General features: G+C 48.5%; 17 protein-coding genes. 1 reads left to right on the top strand and 16 read right to left on the bottom strand.

All coding sequences use genetic code 11. The annotated features are described in order from the left end of the window. Window positions 1-278: 278 nt before the first annotated feature. Window positions 279-1247, top strand: a complete 969-nt coding sequence (locus tag AC1VYS_RS03890) for a hypothetical protein (RefSeq protein WP_482913075.1) — start codon at window positions 279-281, stop codon at window positions 1245-1247. Between the two features lie 1697 nt (window positions 1248-2944). Here AC1VYS_RS03890 and AC1VYS_RS03885 read toward each other — a convergent pair. From AC1VYS_RS03885 to purQ, 16 genes are all read right to left on the bottom strand, one after another. Continuing rightward, window positions 2945-3547, bottom strand: coding sequence for a GNAT family N-acetyltransferase (locus AC1VYS_RS03885; RefSeq protein ID WP_482913074.1), 603 nt, complete (start codon window positions 3545-3547; stop codon window positions 2945-2947). 119 nt (window positions 3548-3666) lie between these two features. Continuing rightward, window positions 3667-4899, bottom strand: a complete 1233-nt coding sequence (ilvA, locus tag AC1VYS_RS03880) for a threonine ammonia-lyase IlvA (RefSeq protein WP_482914901.1) — start codon at window positions 4897-4899, stop codon at window positions 3667-3669. 126 nt (window positions 4900-5025) lie between these two features. After that, window positions 5026-5934: an alpha/beta fold hydrolase gene (locus tag AC1VYS_RS03875; RefSeq protein WP_482913073.1), complete on the bottom strand. Its 909-nt coding sequence runs from the start codon at window positions 5932-5934 to the stop codon at window positions 5026-5028. A 315-nt stretch (window positions 5935-6249) separates the two neighbouring features. Continuing rightward, window positions 6250-8550: a beta-glucosidase family protein gene (locus AC1VYS_RS03870; RefSeq protein ID WP_482913072.1), complete on the bottom strand. Its 2301-nt coding sequence runs from the start codon at window positions 8548-8550 to the stop codon at window positions 6250-6252. A 333-nt stretch (window positions 8551-8883) separates the two neighbouring features. Beyond that, window positions 8884-9489 (bottom strand): alpha/beta hydrolase, encoded by a 606-nt coding sequence (locus tag AC1VYS_RS03865; RefSeq protein ID WP_482914900.1) that lies wholly within the window; start codon window positions 9487-9489, stop codon window positions 8884-8886. An 11-nt stretch (window positions 9490-9500) separates the two neighbouring features. Next, a complete protein-coding gene (locus AC1VYS_RS03860; protein ID WP_482913071.1) occupies window positions 9501-10451 on the bottom strand; it encodes a ring-cleaving dioxygenase in 951 nt (316 codons plus the stop codon). A gap of 421 nt (window positions 10452-10872) precedes the next feature. Continuing rightward, on the bottom strand, window positions 10873-11955 hold the full coding sequence (locus AC1VYS_RS03855) for a hemolysin family protein (RefSeq protein ID WP_441930120.1): 1083 nt from the start codon (window positions 11953-11955) through the stop codon (window positions 10873-10875). A 48-nt stretch (window positions 11956-12003) separates the two neighbouring features. Beyond that, window positions 12004-13341 carry a hemolysin family protein gene (locus tag AC1VYS_RS03850; protein ID WP_482913070.1) on the bottom strand — a complete coding sequence of 446 codons (1338 nt, stop codon included), beginning with the start codon at window positions 13339-13341 and terminating at the stop codon, window positions 12004-12006. An 824-nt stretch (window positions 13342-14165) separates the two neighbouring features. Next, a complete protein-coding gene (purD, locus tag AC1VYS_RS03845; RefSeq protein WP_482913069.1) occupies window positions 14166-15431 on the bottom strand; it encodes a phosphoribosylamine--glycine ligase in 1266 nt (421 codons plus the stop codon). Between the two features lie 206 nt (window positions 15432-15637). Next, window positions 15638-17185, bottom strand: coding sequence for a bifunctional phosphoribosylaminoimidazolecarboxamide formyltransferase/IMP cyclohydrolase (gene purH / locus AC1VYS_RS03840; RefSeq protein WP_434748065.1), 1548 nt, complete (start codon window positions 17183-17185; stop codon window positions 15638-15640). 296 nt (window positions 17186-17481) lie between these two features. Then, window positions 17482-18099, bottom strand: coding sequence for a phosphoribosylglycinamide formyltransferase (gene purN / locus AC1VYS_RS03835; RefSeq protein ID WP_482913068.1), 618 nt, complete (start codon window positions 18097-18099; stop codon window positions 17482-17484). Then, entirely contained in the window at window positions 18099-19139 is a 1041-nt protein-coding gene (purM, locus tag AC1VYS_RS03830; RefSeq protein WP_482913067.1) for a phosphoribosylformylglycinamidine cyclo-ligase, read from the bottom strand. Before purM ends, purN begins: the two co-directional genes overlap by 1 nt. Before the next feature lie 91 nt (window positions 19140-19230). After that, window positions 19231-19674, bottom strand: a complete 444-nt coding sequence (locus AC1VYS_RS03825; RefSeq protein ID WP_482913066.1) for an immunity 26/phosphotriesterase HocA family protein — start codon at window positions 19672-19674, stop codon at window positions 19231-19233. Window positions 19675-19686: 12 nt separating this feature from the next. After that, the gene (purF, locus tag AC1VYS_RS03820) at window positions 19687-21165 is read right to left on the bottom strand and encodes an amidophosphoribosyltransferase (RefSeq protein WP_482913065.1); all 1479 of its coding nucleotides are present in this window, start codon (window positions 21163-21165) and stop codon (window positions 19687-19689) included. Continuing rightward, entirely contained in the window at window positions 21150-23393 is a 2244-nt protein-coding gene (gene purL, locus AC1VYS_RS03815; RefSeq protein ID WP_090923360.1) for a phosphoribosylformylglycinamidine synthase subunit PurL, read from the bottom strand. The genes purF and purL overlap by 16 nt, the downstream gene beginning before the upstream one ends. Continuing rightward, window positions 23371-24060, bottom strand: coding sequence for a phosphoribosylformylglycinamidine synthase subunit PurQ (purQ, locus tag AC1VYS_RS03810; RefSeq protein ID WP_342554181.1), 690 nt, complete (start codon window positions 24058-24060; stop codon window positions 23371-23373). The genes purL and purQ overlap by 23 nt, the downstream gene beginning before the upstream one ends.

The raw sequence follows: 24060 nt of genomic DNA, 5'->3' as shown, positions 1-24060 counted from the left end.
CTATGCACAACTAAGACGTTCCAATTTGTAAAAAAGTTTCCGGTTTCCCAAAATTATTTTCGCAGAAACGTTGGTCTTGCATCTACCTTGTAAAGGTTAAAATTAACAGAATAATTTGTCACTATTCCGCAACCACTTTCTGTGCCAATTGCTTTAATCTATGGGTAAACGCTCACATAATGTATAATTAATGTTTCATAGGATGTAAATTCATTTTGAACAGGCCAACTTTAATTCGGCTTCAATTACTAAACCATAATTACAGGAGGTTTATATCCATGACATTATTTTCTTTTCAAAATAAAGGCGTGCGCACGCTGCTTACCGCAACGGCTATAGCGATGTTGCTACAAACAGCGGTTTCACCAGCTGCAGGCATTGCTTCCGCTGCCCCTGCTGCGAATACCAAAGTAACATCAGCCAATTCGACCGCAATCTACAAATCCTTTCAGAACATGCTCTACAAAAAAAATGGCCTGCCCGCGGCAGACCGTTATCTGGAGTCTAAGATCAGCCAAATCACTCCTTATCATGCAACCCTGATGGTGCTTCAACTCGAGAATGCCCGCTTCAAGGCACTCGACGCCATAACGGATCGCATGCTTGTGCCTAATGTTCAGGATCAGATGCAGAAAATATATAAGTGGAATGACAGCTTTACCCAGCTGATGTCCCGCACCAAGGACAAGAATCTTCGCTCGCTGCTGCAACAGGCCAGAGACAGTGGTTATCGTCTTACGATGATCGAAGGTTATCTCTATCCAATCATGAATTATGCCGCATTCGATAAATACACTTCTTATGTAAATCAAGATATCAAACAGTACATCCGAATCATGGCAGTGGAAACGAGTAATATCTCCTCTGAAGATGGGGGCCTCATGATCGGATATCAGGATATGCTGAACCGTGTGCTGAATCAGGAGCGGTTCCTGAATGATTTCCCTAAGTCTAACCGGAAAAACCAGGTACAGATGTTGATGAATCAATACACCTTGTACACCTTTTACGGGCTCGATAATACCCCTCTGTTCGATTACGATACCAACGTAATGGTGCCAAATGCTCAAAAAGGGTACAAAGCTGTCATACAGCGGAATACTTCCGAGGATAGTGATTTTGTAAAAAAACTGGATGCATTCATGAAAGTCGTCGCTGAATCCAAGTTTGAAAGAACAGAGGCTGTCGACAAATGGCTGGAGCAGAACGTACCTAGGGATGAATATCTGCCGGAGTATGGTATATAAAAGCTTTAGATCAATGAAGGAACATGTGGGTAAGTGGATAAGTATAGCTATTACTAGCAAACTAATTACCTAGATAAGCTTAATAGTGAGTAATGTAAGTTGGTTGCGATAGATATAGTAGCTTAACCAAGCGATCAGGCGTATGCATGTCGTGGAAAGTTGTTGATTAGGCAACATTTTTCCTACACAGCGCTTTGCGCTGGTCGCTTATAAGGTTGCACGGTTGCACGGTTGCACGGTTGCACGGTTGCAAAAATATTCTAACGATCTCCACGAACCTTATTTGGCCGATTTAGAGCTGTTCAGTAATCTAACGATCACCAGAGACGCTATTTCGTCTAAAATGAGCAAAAACCAATGATTTTTCGCCCTAAATGGCGAAATAACGCTTCTCCTGATCGTTAGAATTTATAAAGGACTGAAATCGACCAAATAGCGTTATCTGAGATCGTTAGCCGATCCGTGACTAGAAACATCAGTGTGATCGAGGTTACTTCAGGGCTCGGGGCGACACTTTGCTACATGACCGAGATTACTTCGAGGCTCGGGGTGGCGCTTTCTGCTGCATGAGTGAGGTTACTTGAGGTTCGGGACGACACTTTCTGCTACATGACCGAAGTTACTTCGGGGCTCAGGGCGACACTTTCTGCTGCGTGATCGAGGTTACTTCGGGACTCGGGGTGACACTTTCTGCCGTATGACCGAAGTTACTTCAGGGCTCGGGGCGACACTTTCTGCTGCGTGATCGAGGTTACTTCGGGGCTCGGGGCGACACTTCTGCTACATGACCGAGATTACTTCGAGGCTCGGGGTGGCGATTTCTGCTGCATGAGTGAGGTTACTTGAGGTTCGGGACGACACTTTCTGCTACATGACCGAAGTTACTTCGAGGCTCGGGGTGACACTTTCTGCCGTATGACCGAAGTTACTTCGGGGCTCGGGGCGACACTTTCTGCCGTATGACCGAAGTTACTCCGAGGCTCGGGGCGACACTTTGCTACATGACCGAGATTACTTCGAGGCTCGGGGTGACACTTTCTGCTGCATGATCAAGGTTACTCCGAGACTCGGGGTGACACTTTCTGCCGTATGACCGAAGTTACTTCAGGGCTCGGGGCGACACTTTGCTACATGACCGAGATTACTTCGAGGCTCGGGGTGACACTTTCTGCTGCATGATCAAGGTTACTCCGAGGCTCAGGGCGACACTTTCTGCTGCATGATCGAGATTACTTCGGGGCTCAGGGCGACACTTTCTGCTGCTGATCGAGGTTACTTTGGGGCTCCGAGCGACACTTTCCGCTGCATGATTGAGGTTACTTCAAGGCTCGGAGTGACACTTTCTGCTGCGTGATCGAGGTTACTTCAGGGCTCGGGGTGACACTTTCTGCTGCATGAGTAAGGTTACTTGAGGTTCGTTGTAAAACTTGATGCGGTGACTCGTTGCTCCTTATAACACCACAGGATGCTTGATTACGTTTAGTATGTACTTCATATAGATTCTTTTAATATATGAGCGGGGGCAGCCCAGAGGATATTGAGCTCCCTATAGGAATTTGCTGTTTCCTAGCACGGTGATCCACGACATAACACCAAAAAGACGAAGTCAGCTGCCCTCTTGGGCATTTACTTGGTCTTTTTCATGCTTCTGACACAGTATCCGTGGCTAACTACGCCCCTGCCCCTTCGAATCTCCACTACGATTCAATTCGTTTGACCATATGGTAATACTTATGTCCACCGATAAGAATCACTTCATCTTGAACATAGCCTTGCCGTTCATAGAGCTGCATGGCGCGGCCATTGTCCTGCTCTACGATCAGGGCAACCTGCGTGTGCCCGAGTTCTCTTCCCTGCTGCTCAAAAGCAGCCATCAGTGCACGGCCGATGCCCTGCCCCTGAAATTGCTCACTTACCGAAAGAGTATCGAGATAATACTCTCCTGGACGGGTTTCTTTTACCAGAGCATATTTCTCATCCCCATCACGTCCGGGACGATTCAGCAGCGGCTGATCCAAACGATCCACATCATCACCGGCATACGCTACCAACATGCCCGCAATCTGACCATCCTGCTCCATCACAGTGATATTCTGATAACTGATCCGGTTATTCTCCTGCGTAACAAACTCACGTAAGATTCCCATTGCCTGCTCGTGGTCTGCCTCTCCCGCAAGGGCATAGGCAATATCTCCAATCGCCTGCACCAGCAGCGGAATGATCTGATCCACATCTTCCTTCCGTGCAGGCCGGATCTGAGGCACTGACTTATGTTGCTCTGACCCTACAGTAGGTTTCACTTGTAAAAAGACACCTCTCTCTACATCTCTATCTTCGTTTCTATCTCTGTGTCATACCTGTACCTGTATATCTTTGGGACTCTTGATTTACTTTACTCGAATTAAATCCTTCACCCGATTTAGATTAGCATGTTGAACAGATTCAGGTTTTTGTTCAGCTCCGTATAGGTGATACCTTTGCGGTTCATGCGTTCGATGAGCGGCTGGTAGTCTTCTTTGTACATAAGCTCAATGCCAACCAGGGCGGGGCCGTTTTCCTTGTCATGTTTTTTCGTATATTCGAATCTGGCGATATCGTCATTCGGGCCGAGTACTTCCTCCAGGAATTCACGCAAAGCCCCAGCACGTTGCGGAAAATTCACCATGAAATAATATTTCAGACCTTCATAGATCAAGGAACGCTCTTTGATCTCCTGCATTCGGTCAATATCATTGTTACCACCGCTGATGACACAGACCACCGTCTTGCCCGCGATCTGTTCCCGGTATTGCTCCAGTGCAGCTACAGCCAGCGAGCCCGCAGGCTCAACAACAATGGCATTTTCGTTGTATAACTCCAAGATCGTTGTGCAGGCTTTGCCTTCCGGTACTTTCACGATATCATCCAGAATGTTGCTACAGATGTCATAAGTCAGATCACCAACCCGTTTTACGGCTGCGCCATCTACAAATTTATCGATATCATCTAACGTGACCACTTGTTTACGGAACATCGCTTCACTCATGGAAGCTGCCCCAAGCGGCTCAACACCAACAATGCGCGTCTCCGGGCTTACCGTTTTCATATACGTTCCTACCCCGGCTGCTAAACCGCCACCGCCAATGGTGACAAATACATAATCTGCATTCTCATCAAGGCTTTCCATGATCTCCATCGCAACTGTACCGTTGCCCGCAATAATCTTCGGCGAATCAAATGGATGGATGAAGGTCATACCCTGCTCGTCGCACGCCCGCATGGCTTCAGCATACGCATCATCATACGTATCGCCGATTAGTACAACTTCTACATTATCACCGCCAAAACGACGCACTTGCTTCACCTTTTGGTTCGGTGTTGTGCTTGGCATAAAGATTTTGCCGTGAATGCCAAGAGCATTACAGCTAAAAGCTACACCCTGGGCGTGGTTGCCTGCGCTGGCACAGACGATGCCTTTCTCCATTTCGGCAGGAGTCAGATTGCGTATCATGTTGTAGGCCCCGCGAATTTTAAATGAACGCACCACTTGAAGGTCTTCCCGTTTCAGATACACGTTACAGTTATATTTGGCCGACAATACAGCATCACGCTGTAACGGCGTTCTCACAATCACTTCACGCAGTACATGATGCGCGCGCACGATGTCTTCCATGCCCACACTGGCATGTCTGGAAACTTCATTTCCGGCTCCCGTTCCTGCTACTTCTTGATTCTCTGGTTTCATCTGTCTCCACACTCCGCTTATAAGGTCTAACAATGTCGTACATTGCTTTTCTTTTTATTGTATCACTTTTGCTCTATCCTTGCGCCTTGATGAAGGGTATGGTTCATCTCTTAGCATTCGCAAAATCTCACCTGTGATCACTTCAGGGTCTGTAAACATCACCATATGCCCCGAATGTGCTGCCTCCACCCACCTTGCATTGGACAGCTGGTTTACCGTCTGACGATGAGCCGCAACAACTGCAGGTCTGATCTTACGTTCTCCCTTACCCGGCAATGTGCCCGAAATAATGCTCACTTCCAGATCCTCCAGCTCGGGGGGCTGTTCTTGTAACAGCTTCATATCTTGCAAAAAATTCTTCCCCTCTGCAGCCACCGTACGAGCGGCTTGTACCGTAAAGTCCTCATGGCGGTGATCTGCTACAACGTCAGCAGGCTGACTAAGAAAATCCTTTATGCCAAGGAAACGATACAGCCCCACGCGAGCCAGTGCCGGAATAAGTGTGCCATTCAACGCAAAACCAACCTTTGCCATGCGAGAAAAATATAACTCACAATGCTCATCCGATGGATCAACGAGAATGATCCCCCGCAGACGTAACAGATTAGTAGCAGCTGTGGCCCGCACAATGGGCCCTCCCCAGCTATGCCCCACCAGAATAAACGGCCCTTCCCCGAGCGCCACCAGCAGCTCATTCAGGTCTTCCGCAATTCGGTTCAGGGTACGTGGAGCAGAATCGACATCACTTCGCCCTGCTCCTGCCCTGTCGTACACAACGGTACGCGTATGCTCTGCAATCGCCGGTACAACCAGCCCCCATGTAGATCTGGAGACACCCATGCCCGACTCAAAAACGACAGTCACTTCCCCCATGCCCTTTGACATGTAATGCAGCTTGCGGCCATCCCGGGTCTGAATATATGCACTTGAACCTAATGTATGTAATCCAGCGTCCTGACTCATGCTTCACCTTTCCTCTCCACCGATCCCGCTATCCGTCTGTCATCACTGATCCTAAATGAAAATGATTATCAATTACTAATTATACCTTTTTTCTTATAAAAAAAGAACACCCGATCCATCATCAGATCGGGTATCCTTCCCAGCCTTGCAGCGGCTGAACGTACAATAACAAACACTCTCGGCCTCGCCCCAAACTGGGGCATAGCCTAATCACTTCTTCACAGATCGCAGGTCACAGATCATGGAGCAGAATCGGGATGAAATTCCCTTACTCTTTAGGACAATTATGTCTTTCCAGCGCCGACTTCCGCCCTCTTATCCACGAATGCCGTGATCCTTATTATTCATCTGATCCAGCAACTGATTCATCGCTTCCTCGGTCATCGCACCACCGCTAAAGGCCACAAGAGCACGCAGCGGCATATATTTCATCATCGCGGTCATCATATCCGCATGATCATTGTCACCAGAATCATCTCCGCCGCCGAAACCGCTCGCTTCCTGGAATTGCTGCAAAGCCTGCTCAATCAGTTTTTTATTCTCCGGGTCGCGCTGAATATCGCCAAGCGTACTGTTACGTGTGTACGTAGGAATAAACGTGGCAGTAGACTCTACGCTTACCCGAGTCTGCAAACGAATATCACGCGAAGAACTGCCCACCTGAATCTCGAAGTCGCCAGTCTCAACGTGCCAGTCTTTCATATCCACGTTGTAATACGCGAACGAGCGCTTATTCAAGGTGAAATGGATCGTTTTTGACTCACCAGCTTCAAGTGCCACTTTCGCAAAACCTTTCAGCTCCCGATCCGGACGAATCACCGCACTCTCCACATCACTAACATACAGCTGCACGATCTCTTTCCCTGCACGCTCCCCGGTATTGGTGACACGTACTTGTACCTGCACCTCGTCTAGATCCGTTAGCGCCGTGCGATCTACTTGTAGATCGCTATACTCAAACGTGGTATAACTGAGGCCGTATCCAAACGGGAACAGCGGCTCCAGCTCTTTTTTATCATAATAGCGGTAACCGACGAAGATCCCCTCGCAGTAATCCACTCGATCCGCTTCTCCAGGGAAGTTCAGATAGGATGGATTATGACTAAGCTTAGCCGGGAAGGTCTCTGCCAGTTTACCGGACGGGTTCACCTCACCGTAGAGCAGATCGGCGATTGCGCCTCCCACAGCCTGTCCGCCAAGATAGGCTTCAAGCACAGCTTGAACCTGCGGTAACCAAGGCATCTCCACTGGAGAACCGTTGCTTAGCACAACCACGACACGAGACTGCACCTTGGCAACCTCTTCAATCAGACGAATGTGGTTGTCCGGCAGACGCAGATGGGCACGGTCATACCCTTCGGATTCATAACGATCCGGCAACCCCACAAATACGACCGCGGTATCTGCCGCTTTTGCAGCCTGAACAGCCTCCTGCAACAGTGTCTCATCCACATCGTCCTCTTCAATCCGGTACCCTGGTGCATAAGAGATCGTTACTCCATCGCCTGCCACCTGAGTCATCTCGTCCACAATATCATCGACCTTGGTCGGATTAATGTGGGAGCTTCCCCCTCCCTGAAAGCGAGGTTTACGCGCAAAAGCACCTATGATGGCTACGCTACCTTCGCGCTTTAGCGGAAGAAGCCCGGCTTCATTTTTCAACAAAACCATACTCTCGGATGCCACTTTACGTGCAAGCTGATGATGTTCGTCTTTATCGTACGAAGCGCCTTCTTTCTTATGATCCACCGCTTTGAAAATTAAGGTTAGCAAACGCTCCACCGCAAGATCCAGCTTGTCCATGGACAGCTTTCCGCTCTTTACCGCATCGATCACCTTGCGTTCTCCAATACCGCCGCTTGCCGGCATCTCCAGCTCCAGTCCAGCTGCTAGCGCATCTGCCCGCTCATTTACAGCGCCCCAGTCCGAGACAACCAGACCTTCATGGCCCCATTCATCCTTCAAAATGTCCGTTAATAGCCACTCATTTTCACCTGCATACGTGCCGTTCACTTTATTGTAAGAACACATCACCGTCCACGGCTGTGCATCCTTCACCGCACCTTCGAAGCTGGCCAGATAAATCTCGCGTAACGTCCGTTCGTCCACCACTGCATCAATCGACATACGGCGCTCTTCCTGATTATTCACCGCAAAGTGTTTGAGAGATGTTCCCACGCCCTGGCTCTGCACGCCCTTAATATGAGCGGTAGCCATCTGAGTCGATAACAGCGGATCTTCGGAAAAATATTCAAAGTTCCGTCCACCCAATGGGGAACGTTTAATATTCACCCCCGGCCCAAGCAGTACCGCCACATCTTCGGCCTGACATTCTTCACCCAAAGCCACGCCCACCTGACGCGCCAACTCCGTATCCCACGAACTCGCCAGCCCTGCCGCAGACGGAAAACAGGTTGCAGGCACACTTGCGGTTAGACCCAAGTGATCTGCACTGCTGTCCTGTTTGCGTAATCCGTGAGGACCATCTGTTACCATAATAGATGGAATGCCGAGACGCTCCACCCCTTTCAGATGCCAAAAGTCGAGCCCTGAGCACATTCCTGCTTTTTCTTCCAGTGTCATCTGCTGTACCAAATCTTTGATGTTACGTTCCACATTAACCCCTCCAGTTCATGATCTCAGTGTAGTGTCGAAGCAATATAACAAGCATACCGCGTGAACTCTCACTATTTCAAATCCTTACCCGGTTCGTCACGTTTACATAACAGATGCATTCTATTTTTCCTGCAATATAGTAAGTTGAATTTAAGATTTTACATGGTGTACTCCGATGACAGAATATTCTGGAGAGTAGCTGTTATCCTATATGGATATAAAAAACATAAAAAATAGCCCGATCTCAACGATCAGGCTGCCTGCGAACTTCTTATATGTGTCGATATGTGCTAGATCTTGTAATGTAATACATCCACAAGTACTGTACCTGTATTACACCTGTGATTTATACCACGCTGCCGCGGCTTCTGCCTCGGTACGTGTCAGTTGATGTCCCTGGCGTTCCCAATGCATATGCACATCGGCACCCGCCCCGCTCAGTAGCGAAGCCAGTTCCTCTGTTTCACGTCTTGGCACAATTGGATCATTCTCTCCAGCACCGATAAAGACGGGCAGTCCTTTCAGATCAGGCAATGTCAGTCCGCGTAGCGGCACCATCGGATGGTGCAGGATTGCTCCCTTGAATACATCTGCCTGATGGAACATCAGACTTGCGGCAATGTTGGCACCATTGGAATAGCCCAGCGCATACACGTTCGATCGATCGAATCCATATTCCACCGCAGCAGCATCGATAAAGTCTCCCAGCTCCGCCGTCCGTGCAATCAGATCCTCTTCGTCAAATACCCCTTCCGCAAGGCGGCGGAAGAAACGGGGCATCCCATTCTCGGACACGTTCCCCCGTACCCCAAGGATCGCTGAACCCGGTGCAATCATCTCTGCCAGTCCAATCAGATCATTCTCCGTGCCCCCAGTACCGTGGAGCAACAATAATGTCGGCGCATCTGGCTGCGCACCTGCTTTATAGATATGTTTCATTGTGGCTGTACTCATGATTTAGACTCCCCTTTCCATTCACGTACTTGAATTGGTGGCAGCAATTGTTCGATCTGCTCACGCTGTGGTTCATACCATTCAGGCAACATTAATTTCTCACCCATTGTCTCTTGTGGCTCATCCCGTGCAAAGCCCGGAGGATCTGTCGCAATCTCGAACAAAATACCGCCTGGTTCACGGAAATATACCGCGTTGAAGTATTGACGGTCGATGACCGGAGTTGGATGGTACCCCGTTTGATCCAGATCCTGTTGAATCTGTTCATGCTCGGTGTAATCTTTGGCACGCCATGCGATGTGGTGTACCGTTCCCGCACCACCGATACCGCGCTGAATTCCAGTCGATTGAATATCGATGATCTGTCCCAGATCACCGCTCGCACGCAGACGGATCAGGCCATTCTCTTCGCGAACCTGTTCCAGACCAAGTTTGCTGACAAGCACATCCATCGTTTTCTCAGGCACATGACTGTAGAGCACCGCACCGCCAAAACCTTTGATGGCATGCTCCGGTGTTACCCCGTTAAATGCCCACTGGCTTGGCTGACCGCCTTCGCGCTCAACCAGTTCAAGGAGCAGTCCCCCTTTGTCGAAGAAACGAATATAGTGTTCACCGAATCTGGTTTTATTTTCATATGGAATATCGAAGGATGCAAGACGTTCTTTCCAGAACGACAGGCTGCCCACCGGTACCGCATAGACGGTAACTCCAGTCTGACCTGAGCCGATCACACCTCTTCTTGAATTTTGCTGCGGGAAAAACGTAATGATTGTACCTGGCGCGCCTTGCTCATTGCCGTAGTACAAGTGATACACATCCGGTGCATCAAAGTTGATCGTTTTTTTCACCAGTCTAAGTCCTAGCACCCCTGCGTAGAAGTCTACATTTTTCTGTGCATCGTCAACAAAAGCGGTAATATGATGAATTCCTGAAGTTCTGAACATAATCTCCACTCCCTTAGTTTTCGTTTATTATTCATTATCTTGGTTGTTGTACGGTTCTTTTATTAATTGTACTTGAAGTCTAACTTGCCTTCGTGTTTTGTTATTTATCTTTAATTTAAGATTCTTTAAATTCATATTAATCCATCCGAAGGCATTATGCAAGCATTTATTTTAAAATTAAGATATTATTTCGGTGAACTTTACATACCTATTTGATGTTCAAGTTTAGAACTGCCCCGCTGAACGACTTGTCACATAAAAAACAGGTCTCCGCACCAAAGCACGGAAACCTGTCTTAATTTAAATACTAATGAACGATCATTTGAGCTAGACACATTAATCTATAGCCATTTTCAAGACCATAACGATACCAGAGCACTCGTGCGTCTATCTCACCTAAATGAGGTCTATGCTCTCATTATTACACTAATTTTAGTTTCTTTGGTGGATTGACCAGATCTTTATGCTCGTATTCATCCTTGATATCCCCGACAATCTCTTCGAGAATATCCTCCATGGTCACCATTCCGATCGTTGCGCCTGCTTCGTCTTTGACAGAAGCGATATGCACACGACTATGCTGCATCTGAACGAGTACATCCTTGATCGGTGAACGCTCCGAGAAGCTCGGCATGGGATGCACAAAGGTGTTCATGCTAAACGTTTTGCCCGCAGCCACACTCGTTAACGTTTGTTTGGTATTAATAAACCCGACAAAATGGTTCGTATCCCCGTTTGCAATGACAGGGTATCTCGTATACTCATGCTGGTTCAACACTTCAATAATCTGATCCAATGGCATTTCTTTATTCAGCGTAACGATTTTATTTCGGGGAATCATGATCTCCTGAAGCAAACGCTCATCAAAGGCAAAAATGTTTTTGAGATAGTCCAGCTCCGTCTGATTAATCTCGCCACTCTCATAACTTTGCGCCATGATCAGCTTTAATTCCTCTTCGGAGTGAACCGTATCATGCCCGGCCGGTTTGATACCGAAAATGCTAAGCAATAAACGTGCTGCACCATTCAGCGCATAAATGAACGGGTTCATGATTTTACCGAACCAGTAGAGCGGTGGTGCAAGCAACAACGTCATCTTTTCAGCAAACTGAATGGCAAGTGTCTTCGGTGCAAGCTCGCCGATTACGACATGAAGGAAGGTGATAAATGCCAATGCAATCGCGTATGAGAGTACGGTGGACAATGCAGCAGGCACTTCCAGACTCTGAAATAACGGATGCAACATCTTCTCGACGGTCGGTTCACCCAAAGCACCCAGTACGAGCGCTGTAATCGTAATACCCAGTTGACAGGCAGACAGATAATAATCCAGATTATGTGCCACTTTTTTGGCGACCACTGCTTTTTTGTTGCCTTCCGAGATCAATTGATCAATACGGGACATCCGCACTTTCAGAATAGCGAACTCGGCTCCTACGAAAAACGCGGTCAAACCGATAAATACAGCTACTAAAAATAAGTTTAAGGCTATTATTCCGTCCAATGATTTCCCTCAAAATGAGGGATTCACCTCCATTAAGTTTTGAAATGTTTAAGCCAGATCGCTTGCGGCTTCTTGGGCCTCAATACCGTTTACACGCTCAAGCAGCACCTGCTTGATGTGATAGTTCTCGGCATCCACAACCGTCCAGACATAGTCGCCGTGTTCAACCGTATCCCCTTTTTCCACGCCTACACCCTTCTGGTACTGAATCCATCCGGCAACGGTATCCATCTCTTCATTACCCTCGAATACAATCCCGAATTGACGCTCCAGTTCATCCAGAAGTACACGGCCGCTAATCAGATACTGGTTTTCCCCGGTTTCCTGAATGTCCGCTACTTCATCAGCATCGAACTCATCCCTGATCTCGCCGACCAGCTCTTCGAGGATGTCCTCCATCGTAATGATTCCCGAAGTACCGCCATACTCATCCACGACGACAGCCATATGCACACGTTCCTGCTGCATTTTGATCATCGCATCCTGAATGGAAGTCACTTCCGACACGAATGGGATCTCACGCACAAATTCACTTAATTGATGTGCACGGGTCGCAACCATGTCCGGCAAAATCTTCTTCACATTCACGACACCGATAATGCGGTCTTTGTCTCCATCCTCGATGACGGGATATCTGGAGTAGTTATGCTCATCCAATATAGGAATAATATCGTCATAGGTCATATCCTGATTTAGTGTAACCAGTTCTGTACGCGGAACCATGATATCTTTGGCATCACGTTCATCGAACACAAAAACATTTTCCAGATACGAAAGTTTGGTCTTGTTGCTCTCATCGCCTTCATAGCTCTGGTTCATGATAATCTTAATCTCATCCTCGGAATAAGCCTGATCATGTCCGGCAGGTTTCACACCGAATCCACGCAGGATTACACGCGATGCACCATTGAGTGCCCAGATGAATGGATACATAACTTTACCAAACCAGTACAGCGGCGGAGAGAGTAACAAAGTCAACTTTTCGGAAAATTGAATCGCCAACGTTTTGGGTGCCATCTCACCAACAACGACATGCAAAAACGTAACGAGTATAAAAGCTATCGCATAAGAAGCAATCGCCGAGGCCGAGGCAGGTACGTCAAAATAACTAAACACCGGATATAATAATCTCTCCACAGTCGGTTTTCCCAAGGCCCCGAGTCCGAGGGCTGTAACGGTGATACCTAGCTGACAGGCGGACAAATAATAATCCAGGTCCGAGACGACCTTTTTGGCAAGCACTGCCTGTTTATTGCCTTCGGCAACCAGTTGATCCACCCTTGATGTACGAATTTTCACAACAGCAAACTCCGACGCAACGAAAAATGCAGTCAGTACAATCAAGATGATAAGTAATGCGATATTTAATATGGTAATTATGTCCAAAGACTTCCCCGATAGTCAGGGATTCACCTCCAAGATCGTTACAGCGTGATACATTAACGTTCATGCCGTTAACTGTTCATACGCTGTTGAATGTGTGATGCCAAGAGCCCGTGACGAATAAAAAATATATAAAAATCAGTTCATGATCACTTCTGTATAAGTCGCATAATGACCTTGTAAATCTAAAACAGGAATCCAAGATGAAGTCAATAACGCCCATGACGTGTAGAAACGACTTCAATCAAAACGGGTTACCCCTCATGCTGTCCATTGTTCCTTGATCAACTTCACCTAGATTCGCCATTTGGACAATTTACAATATCGCCTACCCAATAGATATCCACCTCCCAACGTATCGATTCCTGTTTCCGAAAAGTATATCATGTTTTGATCCAAACCATCCAGTTGCACGTTATGGTTTGGCACAAGCTTACAGTCTATTGTTCACAGAATAGTCTATATGTATGTTATCCTCTGGCATTTTAGCCAGCGTGACCCTGCACTTACGAGATAGATTTCTTATCTTCTATGTTTCTTTTATGTTTCTTCAGTTTTCTATATTTCTCCGTTTTCACGTGAACGGTTCTTCCGACTTTCTACAGTCCTCTTGTTATAGAATAGTACAATTTATTGAAATACTACCCGTTCCCTTCAGGCATTAAACAGATTCAGAGGCTCACTGGCATAGTGGATAAGTGTTGTACTCAAAGCAGGTATGTAAAGGATTGTAACTGTCCTTTTTACACATGATATATATAATACGCGTTAAAAGCCCGCAGGATGCAAATACCTTTGGGTACCCCTCCTACGGGCTGGCTTAATTGTTACACCAAAGCTTTGGCTGCAATGTCGGTGCGCTGATGTTTGCCTTCAAATCGAATGAGCTCTGCTTGTGCATAGGCTTTGGTTCTTGCTTCTGCAATGTCAGCGCCCAGGCCTACAACACCGAGAATACGTCCGCCATTTGTCACCCAGTCTCCCGCTTCATTACGCGCGGTTCCTGCGTGGAACACAACAGCCTCTCGGGCTTGATCCAGTCCTTCAATGACAACCCCTTTGGCATAAGGGCCAGGATATCCGCCTGAAGCAAGCACGACACATACCGCGGCCTCATCGCTCCACTCAATCTCCAGATCAGCCAGCTTTCCGTGAACGGTTGCCCAGAAAATGTCGAGCAGGTCCGTTTTCAGGCGTGGCAGCACCACTTGAGTCTCCGGGTCTCCAAAGCGTGCATTAAACTCAATCGTTTTGGGCTTGCCATCCGGGGAGATCATTAAACCAGCGAACAATACCCCACGGAATGGACGGCCCTCCGATACCATTGCTTTCGCTGTTGGTTTGATGATGGTTTCAATCGCTTCTTCAATGATAGAAGTTGGAATATGTGGCAGCGGCGAGTATGTACCCATGCCGCCCGTATTAGGTCCCTGATCATTGTCGAACACAGGTTTATGATCCTGCGCAGCAGCCATTGGACGAACCGTCTCACCGTCAACAAAGGCCAGAATCGACATTTCCTGTCCAGCGAGGAATTCCTCAATGATCACTTTAGCTCCAGCTTCACCAAATACTTTATCAACCATAATGCTGCGAAGGGCCTGATTCGCCTCCTCACGGGAGTATGCCACCGTAACCCCTTTACCTGCAGCAAGTCCGTCCGCTTTAATGACAACAGGGATCGCTTGCTCGTCCAGATAGCTCTGAGCCTGCTCATAGTTGTCGAATTTCTCATATGCAGCGGTAGGGATGTTGTATTTGTGTAGCAGGTCTTTCATGAACGTTTTACTACCTTCGATCTCAGCTGCATTACGGCGTGGACCGAAGACCGGAAGACCTGTCGAGTCAAACGCATCTACAATACCGTCTGCCAGTGGATCATCCGGTCCAATAACGACGAGGTCTACTTTTAGCTCAACAGCCAGTGCTTTGAGTTTATCGAATTCATGCACCGCAATCGGGTGACACTCTGCCAGCTGTGCAATGCCCGCATTCCCGGGTGCACAATGGATCTTGCCTGCCTTTGGACTCTTCGCCAGTGCCCAGATAATTGCATGTTCGCGGCCGCCGCCGCCGACTACCAAAATATCCATTCTTCTGTCCCCTCCACACTTTACTAGATTGTAATGTTCCCACACTTCAAAAATATTAAGTGACCTATTTCCTGAAAAAAAGGAGTGCCCCATACGTCATCAGCATGACAGGTGACACTCCTTTATAACACTTGCCACTTTTTGATGAGAGCATATTTTAATGCTCTCGTTCAGACCTTAACTCTTCAACCTGCTTATTACTTGTCCTAGTGTTTAAAATGACGTACGCCTGTGAATACCATTGCGATGCCGTATTCATTGGCGACCTTGATGGATTCTTCGTCTTTGATCGAGCCGCCTGGCTGAATAACTGCTGTAATTCCAGCTTTTGCTGCCAGCTCAAGAGTATCGCCCATCGGGAAGAATGCATCCGAAGCGAGTACAGCACCTTTCGCCTGTTCGCCAGCTTGCTCAATTGCAATTTTGGCAGCACCGACACGGTTCATTTGCCCTGCACCTACACCTACCGTCATGTCGTTCGCAGCAAGTACAATCGCGTTGGACTTCACGTGCTTCACGACTTTCCAACCAAACAACAGCTGCTTCATCTCTTCTTCGGAAGGTGCACGATCTGTAACCACGTTAAGCTCGCTCGCTTCAATGGAATGTACGTCCGATTGTTGAACGATCATGCCGCCGTCAATCGATGTCACCACGAACTGGCTTTCACGGTTGCGAGCTGCGTTCAGCTCACCCGTTTTCAGCAAACGAATGTTTTTCTTTTTCGTCAGGATATCCAGTGCTTCTTGGGTAAAATCAGGAGCGAGTACAATTTCCAGGAAAATCTCGCTCAGCTTGTTCGCCGTATCGCTGTCGATAATGCGGTTTGCCGCCACGATACCACCGAAAATCGATGTTGGGTCAGCTGCATAGGCTTTGCTGTAGGCTTCATAGATGCTTTCGCCAATACCCACACCGCAAGGATTCATATGTTTCACGGCAACCACTGCTGGCTCTTCAAATTCTTTGACGATCTGCAGAGCTGCGTTGGCGTCATTGATGTTGTTGTAGGACAACTCTTTACCGTGCAGTTGCTCGGCAGTAGTCAATGTATCCTGCGCAGCCAGCGGTTTGCGGTAGAATGCCGCTTGTTGGTGCGGATTTTCGCCATATCGTAGATCTTGGAGCTTTTCGTAAGTAACGGTCAGACGCTCTGGTAGTGGATCGCCATTAACGTTGGACAGGTAATCGGAGATGAGTGCATCGTAAGCCGCCGTATGGCGGAACACTTTTGCCGCAAGCCGTTTGCGTGTTTCCAGCGTGGTATCCCCACCGCTGCGAACTTCCTCCAGCACTTGGCTGTAGTCGGCAGCATCCACAACAACGCTAACAAAAGCATGGTTTTTAGCCGCAGAACGAAGCATTGTTGGGCCACCGATATCGATGTTCTCAATCGCATCTTCATAGGCTACATCCGGTTTAGCGATGGTTTCCTGAAAAGGATACAGGTTTACAACGACCAGATCGATATAACCCAAACCAAGCTCTTGCATTTGGCGTGTATGCTCTTCGTTATCACGAACAGCGAGCAAACCGCTGTGAACTGCCGGATGCAATGTTTTGACACGTCCGTCCATAATTTCCGGGAATCCGGTTACGTCCGAAATTCCGATGACAGGTACGCCTTCCTTCGACAGCAGGCTGCTTGTACCTCCTGTCGAAATAATCTCCACACCCATTTGCGACAGCTCGCGGCAAAAGTCCACGATGCCTGTTTTATCCGATACGCTGACCAGCGCTCTTTTGATACTCACAATATGCTCCTCCTTTATTATCCCATAAGCTTCGCGTTTCCTGACGAAACACAGCTGATTTATTTCCCGAGAAATATCACAAAATGCGTACCAATTTTCGACTTCTGTTATATAAGTTGATAAACGATTCCCACACTGAGCCACTGCGAGAACAGAATAATCTTTTGATCGCTGTTATTCCTGGATTTTTTGAACAATTTTATAATGGTAAAAATCAAGTAATAAAGGCGAACGCTCCGCTTCTCCAGCTTATTTCTGTTCTCTCCGTTCATGTGCGGAAAAAATTTCAACTTATATCAAACCGGTTTGGTAACGGTGACGTGACGTCCGTTTAGTTGAACCAAACCTTGCGCGAACCAGGATACCACTTCAGGGTATAACTGCTGTTCGGCTGCATGAATGGCTTTGCTGATCGTTTCCGCCGTATCCCCTGGTTGGACAGGCACAGGATGCTGGGCTATAATCGGCCCCGTATCCATGCCGCCGTCCACAAAATGAACGGTTACCCCTGTCACTTTCACACCATAATCAAGTGCTTGTCCAATGGCGTCTTTACCAGCAAAAGCCGGCAGGAGCGATGGGTGAATGTTAATCAGTCGACCCGCGTAACGCTCCACCATAACGGAGGTCAGCAGTCTCATATAACCCGCCAGCACAACCAGATCAATCTGTTTCGCTTCCAGCACCTCAATAATCTCTGCCTCGTATGCTTCACGCGAATCATACGCTTTGGGCGTAAACAGATGGCAGTCTACCCCTGCATCCTGTGCTCGCTGCACAACACGTGCGGCAGGTTTATCACAGACGAGCAGTTCCACCGAGGCACCCAACGCGCCATTCCGTGCTGCATCCACCAGAGACTGAAAGTTGCTTCCTGTCCCTGAGGCAAATACAGCAATGCGGTAGTTCGTCATTAAACATCCGCTCCCGTGAAGGTCACTCGCGCATCTCCTTCAGTTACACGGCCAATGATGTACGCTTCTTCACCAGATGCTTTTAATTGCTCCAGTGCTTTTGCTGCATCCGCTTCGTTCACAACCAAGACAAGTCCGATACCCATGTTAAACGTCGTGAACATATCACGGTTGGATACATCGCCTTTTTGCTGTAAAAGATTAAAGATTGGCAGGATCGGCCATGAACCATAATTGATATCTACGTTCACGTTGCTTGGTAGCATACGTGGGATATTTTCAATAAATCCACCGCCCGTGATGTGCGCCATGCCTTTAACATTTACGTTTTCCAGCAGAGACAACAGCGGTTTTACATAGATTTTCGTCGGCTCCAGCAGGGAATCGCCCAGTTTGCCACCAAGCTCCGCCACCTCAGAGTGCAGATCCAAACCGGCTTCTTCAAGCAACAGTCTGCGAACTAGAGAGAATCCGTTACTATGCACACCGCTGGAAGCGAGGCCGATGACCGTATCTCCAGATGCGATGGTTGTGCCATTAATGATTTTTGCTTTGTCCACGATACCCACGGTGAAACCTGCGATATCATACTCACCTTCACTGTACATGCCTGGCATCTCAGCCGTTTCACCGCCGATGAGCGCACAGCCGGACTGATGACAGCCTTCCGCGATACCCGCAACGATCGCTTCAATCTTCTCCGGGATGACCTTGTCGCAAGCGAGGTAGTCCAAGAAAAAGAGTGGCTCTGCTCCTTGTACAACGATATCATTGACACACATCGCTACTGCATCGATGCCAATCGTGTCGTGACGATCCATGGCAAATGCTATTTTCAACTTGGTTCCAACACCATCTGTACCGGAAACCAGAACCGGCTCATCGTATTTGTCCTTGTTCAATCCGAATAAGGCACCGAATCCACCCAGGTCTGTCATCACTTCCGGACGGAAGGTACGCTTTACGTGTTTTTTCATCCGTTCAACCGCTTCGTTTCCTGCCGCGATATCGACGCCGGCCTTTTTATATGCTTCGGACACAACCCTCACACCCTTCGTATCTTGTATAAATCGAGCTCAACATATTTACACCGTACACTCCGATGACGGAATAACCTATGAAAAGTCTAACTCATTTATTGTTACTCATCTCCAAAAGATGAATCTGTACCAATTCAAATCCCGCTACACCCATTGTAATGTACTGACCGTACTCTTCTGGTGGAACCATTCGAATGTATTCGTCACCGTTGTATACCGCACCGGCGCACTGGAATACTTGCAGCTCTTTTTTCGCCGGAGTCAGCGGGATGTTACCAACAATGCTCCATGTGCCATTTTTCAGTAACTTGGGTGACGTGAAGATCACGCTGCTCTTACGTTTACCATAAGAATAGTCAAGGAATTCGCGGTCTTCCAAACTTACAGTTTCGTCACGCTGAATGCTCATCACGCCGAATGAAAATGCCTTTTTGAAGCGGTCTCTCAGTGCGCATATCACCTGACAAACGGCGAACCGCTCATCATGCATTGGAATCAGAAAAACATCGCCCTCATTATAGCTTTTTCTTCCCATAAGCCTCGCCTCCTAACAACTACAGCCAAATTTCTCCTCGCCGTCAAAGTCGAGGCGGGTCGGATAGTCATTATCGAAGCAAGCCAGACATAGTCCGCCCTTATAGTCTTCCTGATTATCTCCCTGAATGGATGCAATCAGTCCATCCGGGCTGAGGAACGCCAGAGAATCTGCATTGATCTCACGGCAAATCTCTTCAACAGACAGAGAGGATGCAATCAATTCACGGCTATCCGGTGTATCAATACCATAGAAGCACGGGTTCTTAAATGGCGGTGAAGTAATCCGCACATGCACTTCCGTTGCCCCTGCGTCACGCAGCATATTCACAATCCGGCGGGATGTTGTCCCACGTACGATCGAGTCATCGATCATCACTACACGTTTACCTTCCACGACACGGCGCACGGCGCTAAGCTTCATCTTCACGCCCTGCTCACGCAATTCTTGACTTGGCTGGATAAATGTACGTCCGGTGTATTTATTTTTGATCATGCCCATCTCATATGGAATACCTGTCTGTTCAGCGTATCCAATCGCCGCCGAGATGCTGGAATCTGGTACCCCCGTAACCAAGTCCGCATCCACAAACGCCTCAATGGCCATCCGACTACCCATGCGTTTACGAGCAGCATGCTGATTAGCACCGTTCATATCACTATCAGGTCGGGCAAAATAAATATATTCCATCGCACAGAGTGCCTTGCGGTGTTTATGATCATCGAAACGATCTTCATGTAATCCGTCTGCATCCAGCACGAGCAGTTCCCCTGGCTCTATGTCACGGATCAACTCTGCGCCGATCGTTTCAAGTGCACAAGTTTCAGACGCAAACAGATAAGCATCCCCAAGCTTACCCATCGTCAGTGGACGAAGTCCATGCGGGTCAGAAGCAACCAGTAACTTATCATTCGTCATGATCAGAAACGCATATCCGCCGACGATACGCTGGAATGCATCTTTTGCCGCCTCTACAAGACCTTTCGAAGAACGTGCGATCAAGTGAGCAATAACTTCAGTGTCGCTCGTCGTCTGAAAAATAGAACCGCTCTGCTCCAGCTCACGCCGGATCGTTGGTGCATTCACGATGTTGCCGTTCGTTGCAACGGCTAGGTCGCCATCGCGATACTTAAATACGAGCGGCTGTGCATTGGTCAGTTTGCTATCTCCACTTGTCGAATAACGTACATGACCAATCGAAATATCACCGGTGAGTGTCTGCATCAGATCTTTGGTGAACACTTCTTTCACGAGTCCCATACCGCGGTGATAGTTAAACTGTGTGCCGTCACTTACACACATACCTGCACTTTCTTCCCCGCGATGCTGCAACGCATGCAGACCGTAATAGGAAAGGGAAGCCGCATCAGGGTGCCGATACACCCCGAATACGCCGCATTCTTCCTTTAATTTGTCGAGGCCTTCCTTGCCGGACCCTTCGTTATAATAATCACCTGTCCACAACGGTTCCGTCATCAGTTCATGAGACATGGAATCGCATCCTCCCAGACCTTAGCCAAACCTCCTACAGGTTCGTTCACGGCTGATGTTCCGTTCAATTCAATCGTCAGGTTACTTCCTTCAACACGTCCGATCACAGCTGCTGGCACTCCGCGTTCACGTACGAAAGCTTCCAGCTTACTCGCTTGCTCCGGTGAAGCCGACAACAGAATACGGGATTGGCTCTCACTGAACAGCGCATGATCTGCACGGAGTGCAGTCTCTACATTCACTTGCGCGCCTACGTTACCGCTGATGCAGGACTCTGCAAGTGCAACGGCCAGACCCCCTTCGGACAAGTCATGCGCGGAGCGAACAAGTCCGGATTGGATGGCTTCCAGCACGGTGCTGAGCAACGCCTTCTCCGTGTTCAGGTCAAGCTCCGGCGGACGGCCTTCGGTCACGCCGTGTACGGCGTATTGCAACTCGCTGCCGCCGAGTTCTGCTTTGGTTTCACCGAGGAGGATGATGACATCTCCTTCGGATTTGAAAGCTTGTGTCGTGATATGATCCGTATCATGAACGAGACCTACCATACCGACCACTGGCGTTGGATAGATGGAGCCTTTGGCGTTTTCATTGTACAAACTCACGTTACCGCCGATAACCGGTGTATCCAGCACACGGCAAGCTTCCGCCATACCGTCCACGGCTTTTTCCATTTGCCAGAAAATATCCGGTTTCTCCGGGTTACCGAAGTTCAGGTTATCCGTAATTGCCAGCGGCTCCGCACCGGAACATACGATATTACGCGCTGCTTCACTCACGGCAATACGTCCACCTACCTCAGGATCAAGGTAAACGTAGCGACCGTTACAGTCCGTCGTCATCGCAAGACCTTTGCGCGTGCCACGAATCGTCACCACTGCTGCATCCGAACCTGGACGAACGGCTGTACTTGTACGCACCATGTAATCGTATTGATCATAAACCCATTTTTTACTCGCCACCGTTGGGGAAGCCAGCACTTGTTTCAATGCACCGCCGAGATCCGACACTTCGTCATAACGAAGCGTGTCGATGGAAGCACTCGCTTCATAATACGCAGGTACGGAAGATGGCTTGTCATATACCGGGCACTCGTCAACCAAAGCCGTTACAGGCATATCGCCAACCACTTCGCCGTGGTGGATCAGTTTCAGACGACCATCGTCTGTAACTTTACCAACTTTGGCACAGATGACACCCCAACGTTCAAAAATTTCCATCGCCTGCGCCTCATCCTTCGGCTCAACGACAAACAGCATCCGCTCCTGAGACTCCGAAAGCATCATCTCGTAAGGTGTCATACCTTCTTCACGCTGTGGCACCTGATCCAGATACAGCTCCAGACCATTACCTGCTTTACTTGCCATCTCCGCACTGGAGCATGTCAGACCTGCTGCACCCATATCTTGAATACCGAGCACGATACCCGTATCGATCAATTCCAGACAGGATTCCATAACCAGCTTCTCCATGAACGGGTCACCGACTTGAACAGCAGTACGCTGGGACTCGGATTCTTCGGTCAGCTCAACAGAAGCAAACGTTGCACCGTGGATACCGTCACGACCTGTTGGTGGGCCAACGTAATACACCGGGTTACCTACACCTTTGGCTACACCTCGCTGGATTTTGTCATGATCAATCAGACCCACACACATCGCATTCACGAGCGGATTGCCTTCATAACTCTCATCGAACATCACTTCACCTGCAACGGTCGGAATCCCAATACAGTTACCGTATCCCGCAATACCCGCTACCACATGCTCGAACAGATATTTTACGCGATCGCTCTCCAGCTTACCGAAACGAAGAGAGTTCAAAAGCGCTACCGGTCTTGCACCCATGGAGAAAATATCACGGATAATGCCGCCCACACCTGTTGCTGCCCCTTGATAAGGTTCTACCGCGGAAGGGTGGTTATGGCTTTCAATTTTGAAAACAACGGCCTGATTGTCACCGATATCTACGATCCCGGCACCTTCACCCGGTCCCATCAGGACACGTGGACCACTTGTCGGGAAACGACGCAAGAGTGGCTTGGAGTTTTTGTATGCGCAGTGCTCAGACCACATTACGCTGAATACACCAATTTCCGTGTAGTTTGGCTTGCGGCCCATGAACTCACAGATCAGCTCATACTCGCTGTCAGACACGCCCATCTGTGCGTATAGTTTATGTTCTGCGACCTGTTCTGCTGTTGGCTCCTTAGCGGATAGCTGCTGCGTCATGCCGATCCCTCCATGCTTTCAAAATTGATGTAAACATCCGTTTGCCGTCTTCCGAGCCAAACAGTGAATCCACTGCACGCTCTGGATGCGGCATCATGCCCACTACGTTGCCCGCCTCGTTGCAAACCCCTGCGATATCACCCAGGGAACCATTCGGGTTGCTGCCATATGTGAATACAATCTGATTGTTTGCTTGCAAACTTGCGAGTGTTTCTTCGTCACAGTAATAGTTGCCCTCACCGTGTGCAATCGGAATGACAATCTCTTCGCCTGGTGCGTAGTCGCGTGTGAAAGGTGTGTCTGCGTTAGCCACTTTCAGCACCGTGTCATGACAACGGAATTTCAGGGACGTGTTGCGGATCAATGCTCCCGGGAGCAGACCTGCTTCCGTCAGGATCTGGAATCCGTTACAGATGCCCAGTACATATTTGCCTTGCTCGGCAGCTTTAGCCACTTCGTTCATTACGGGTGCGAAACGGGAAATTGCTCCGCAACGCAGGTAGTCCCCGTATGAGAAACCACCAGGAACCAGGATACAATCATACGCGGACAGATCTGTCGCTGTATGCCATACATAATCAACTTCTTGTCCAATCGCATCTTCGACCGCTTTGTAACAGTCGATGTCGCAGTTGGAGCCAGGGAACACAAGAACTGCAAATTTCAT

It is taken from the genome of Paenibacillus sp. G34, assembly GCF_056856875.1.
Note: the sequence above shows the minus strand (reverse complement) of the source record. Positions and strands in the feature narration are given on the sequence as shown.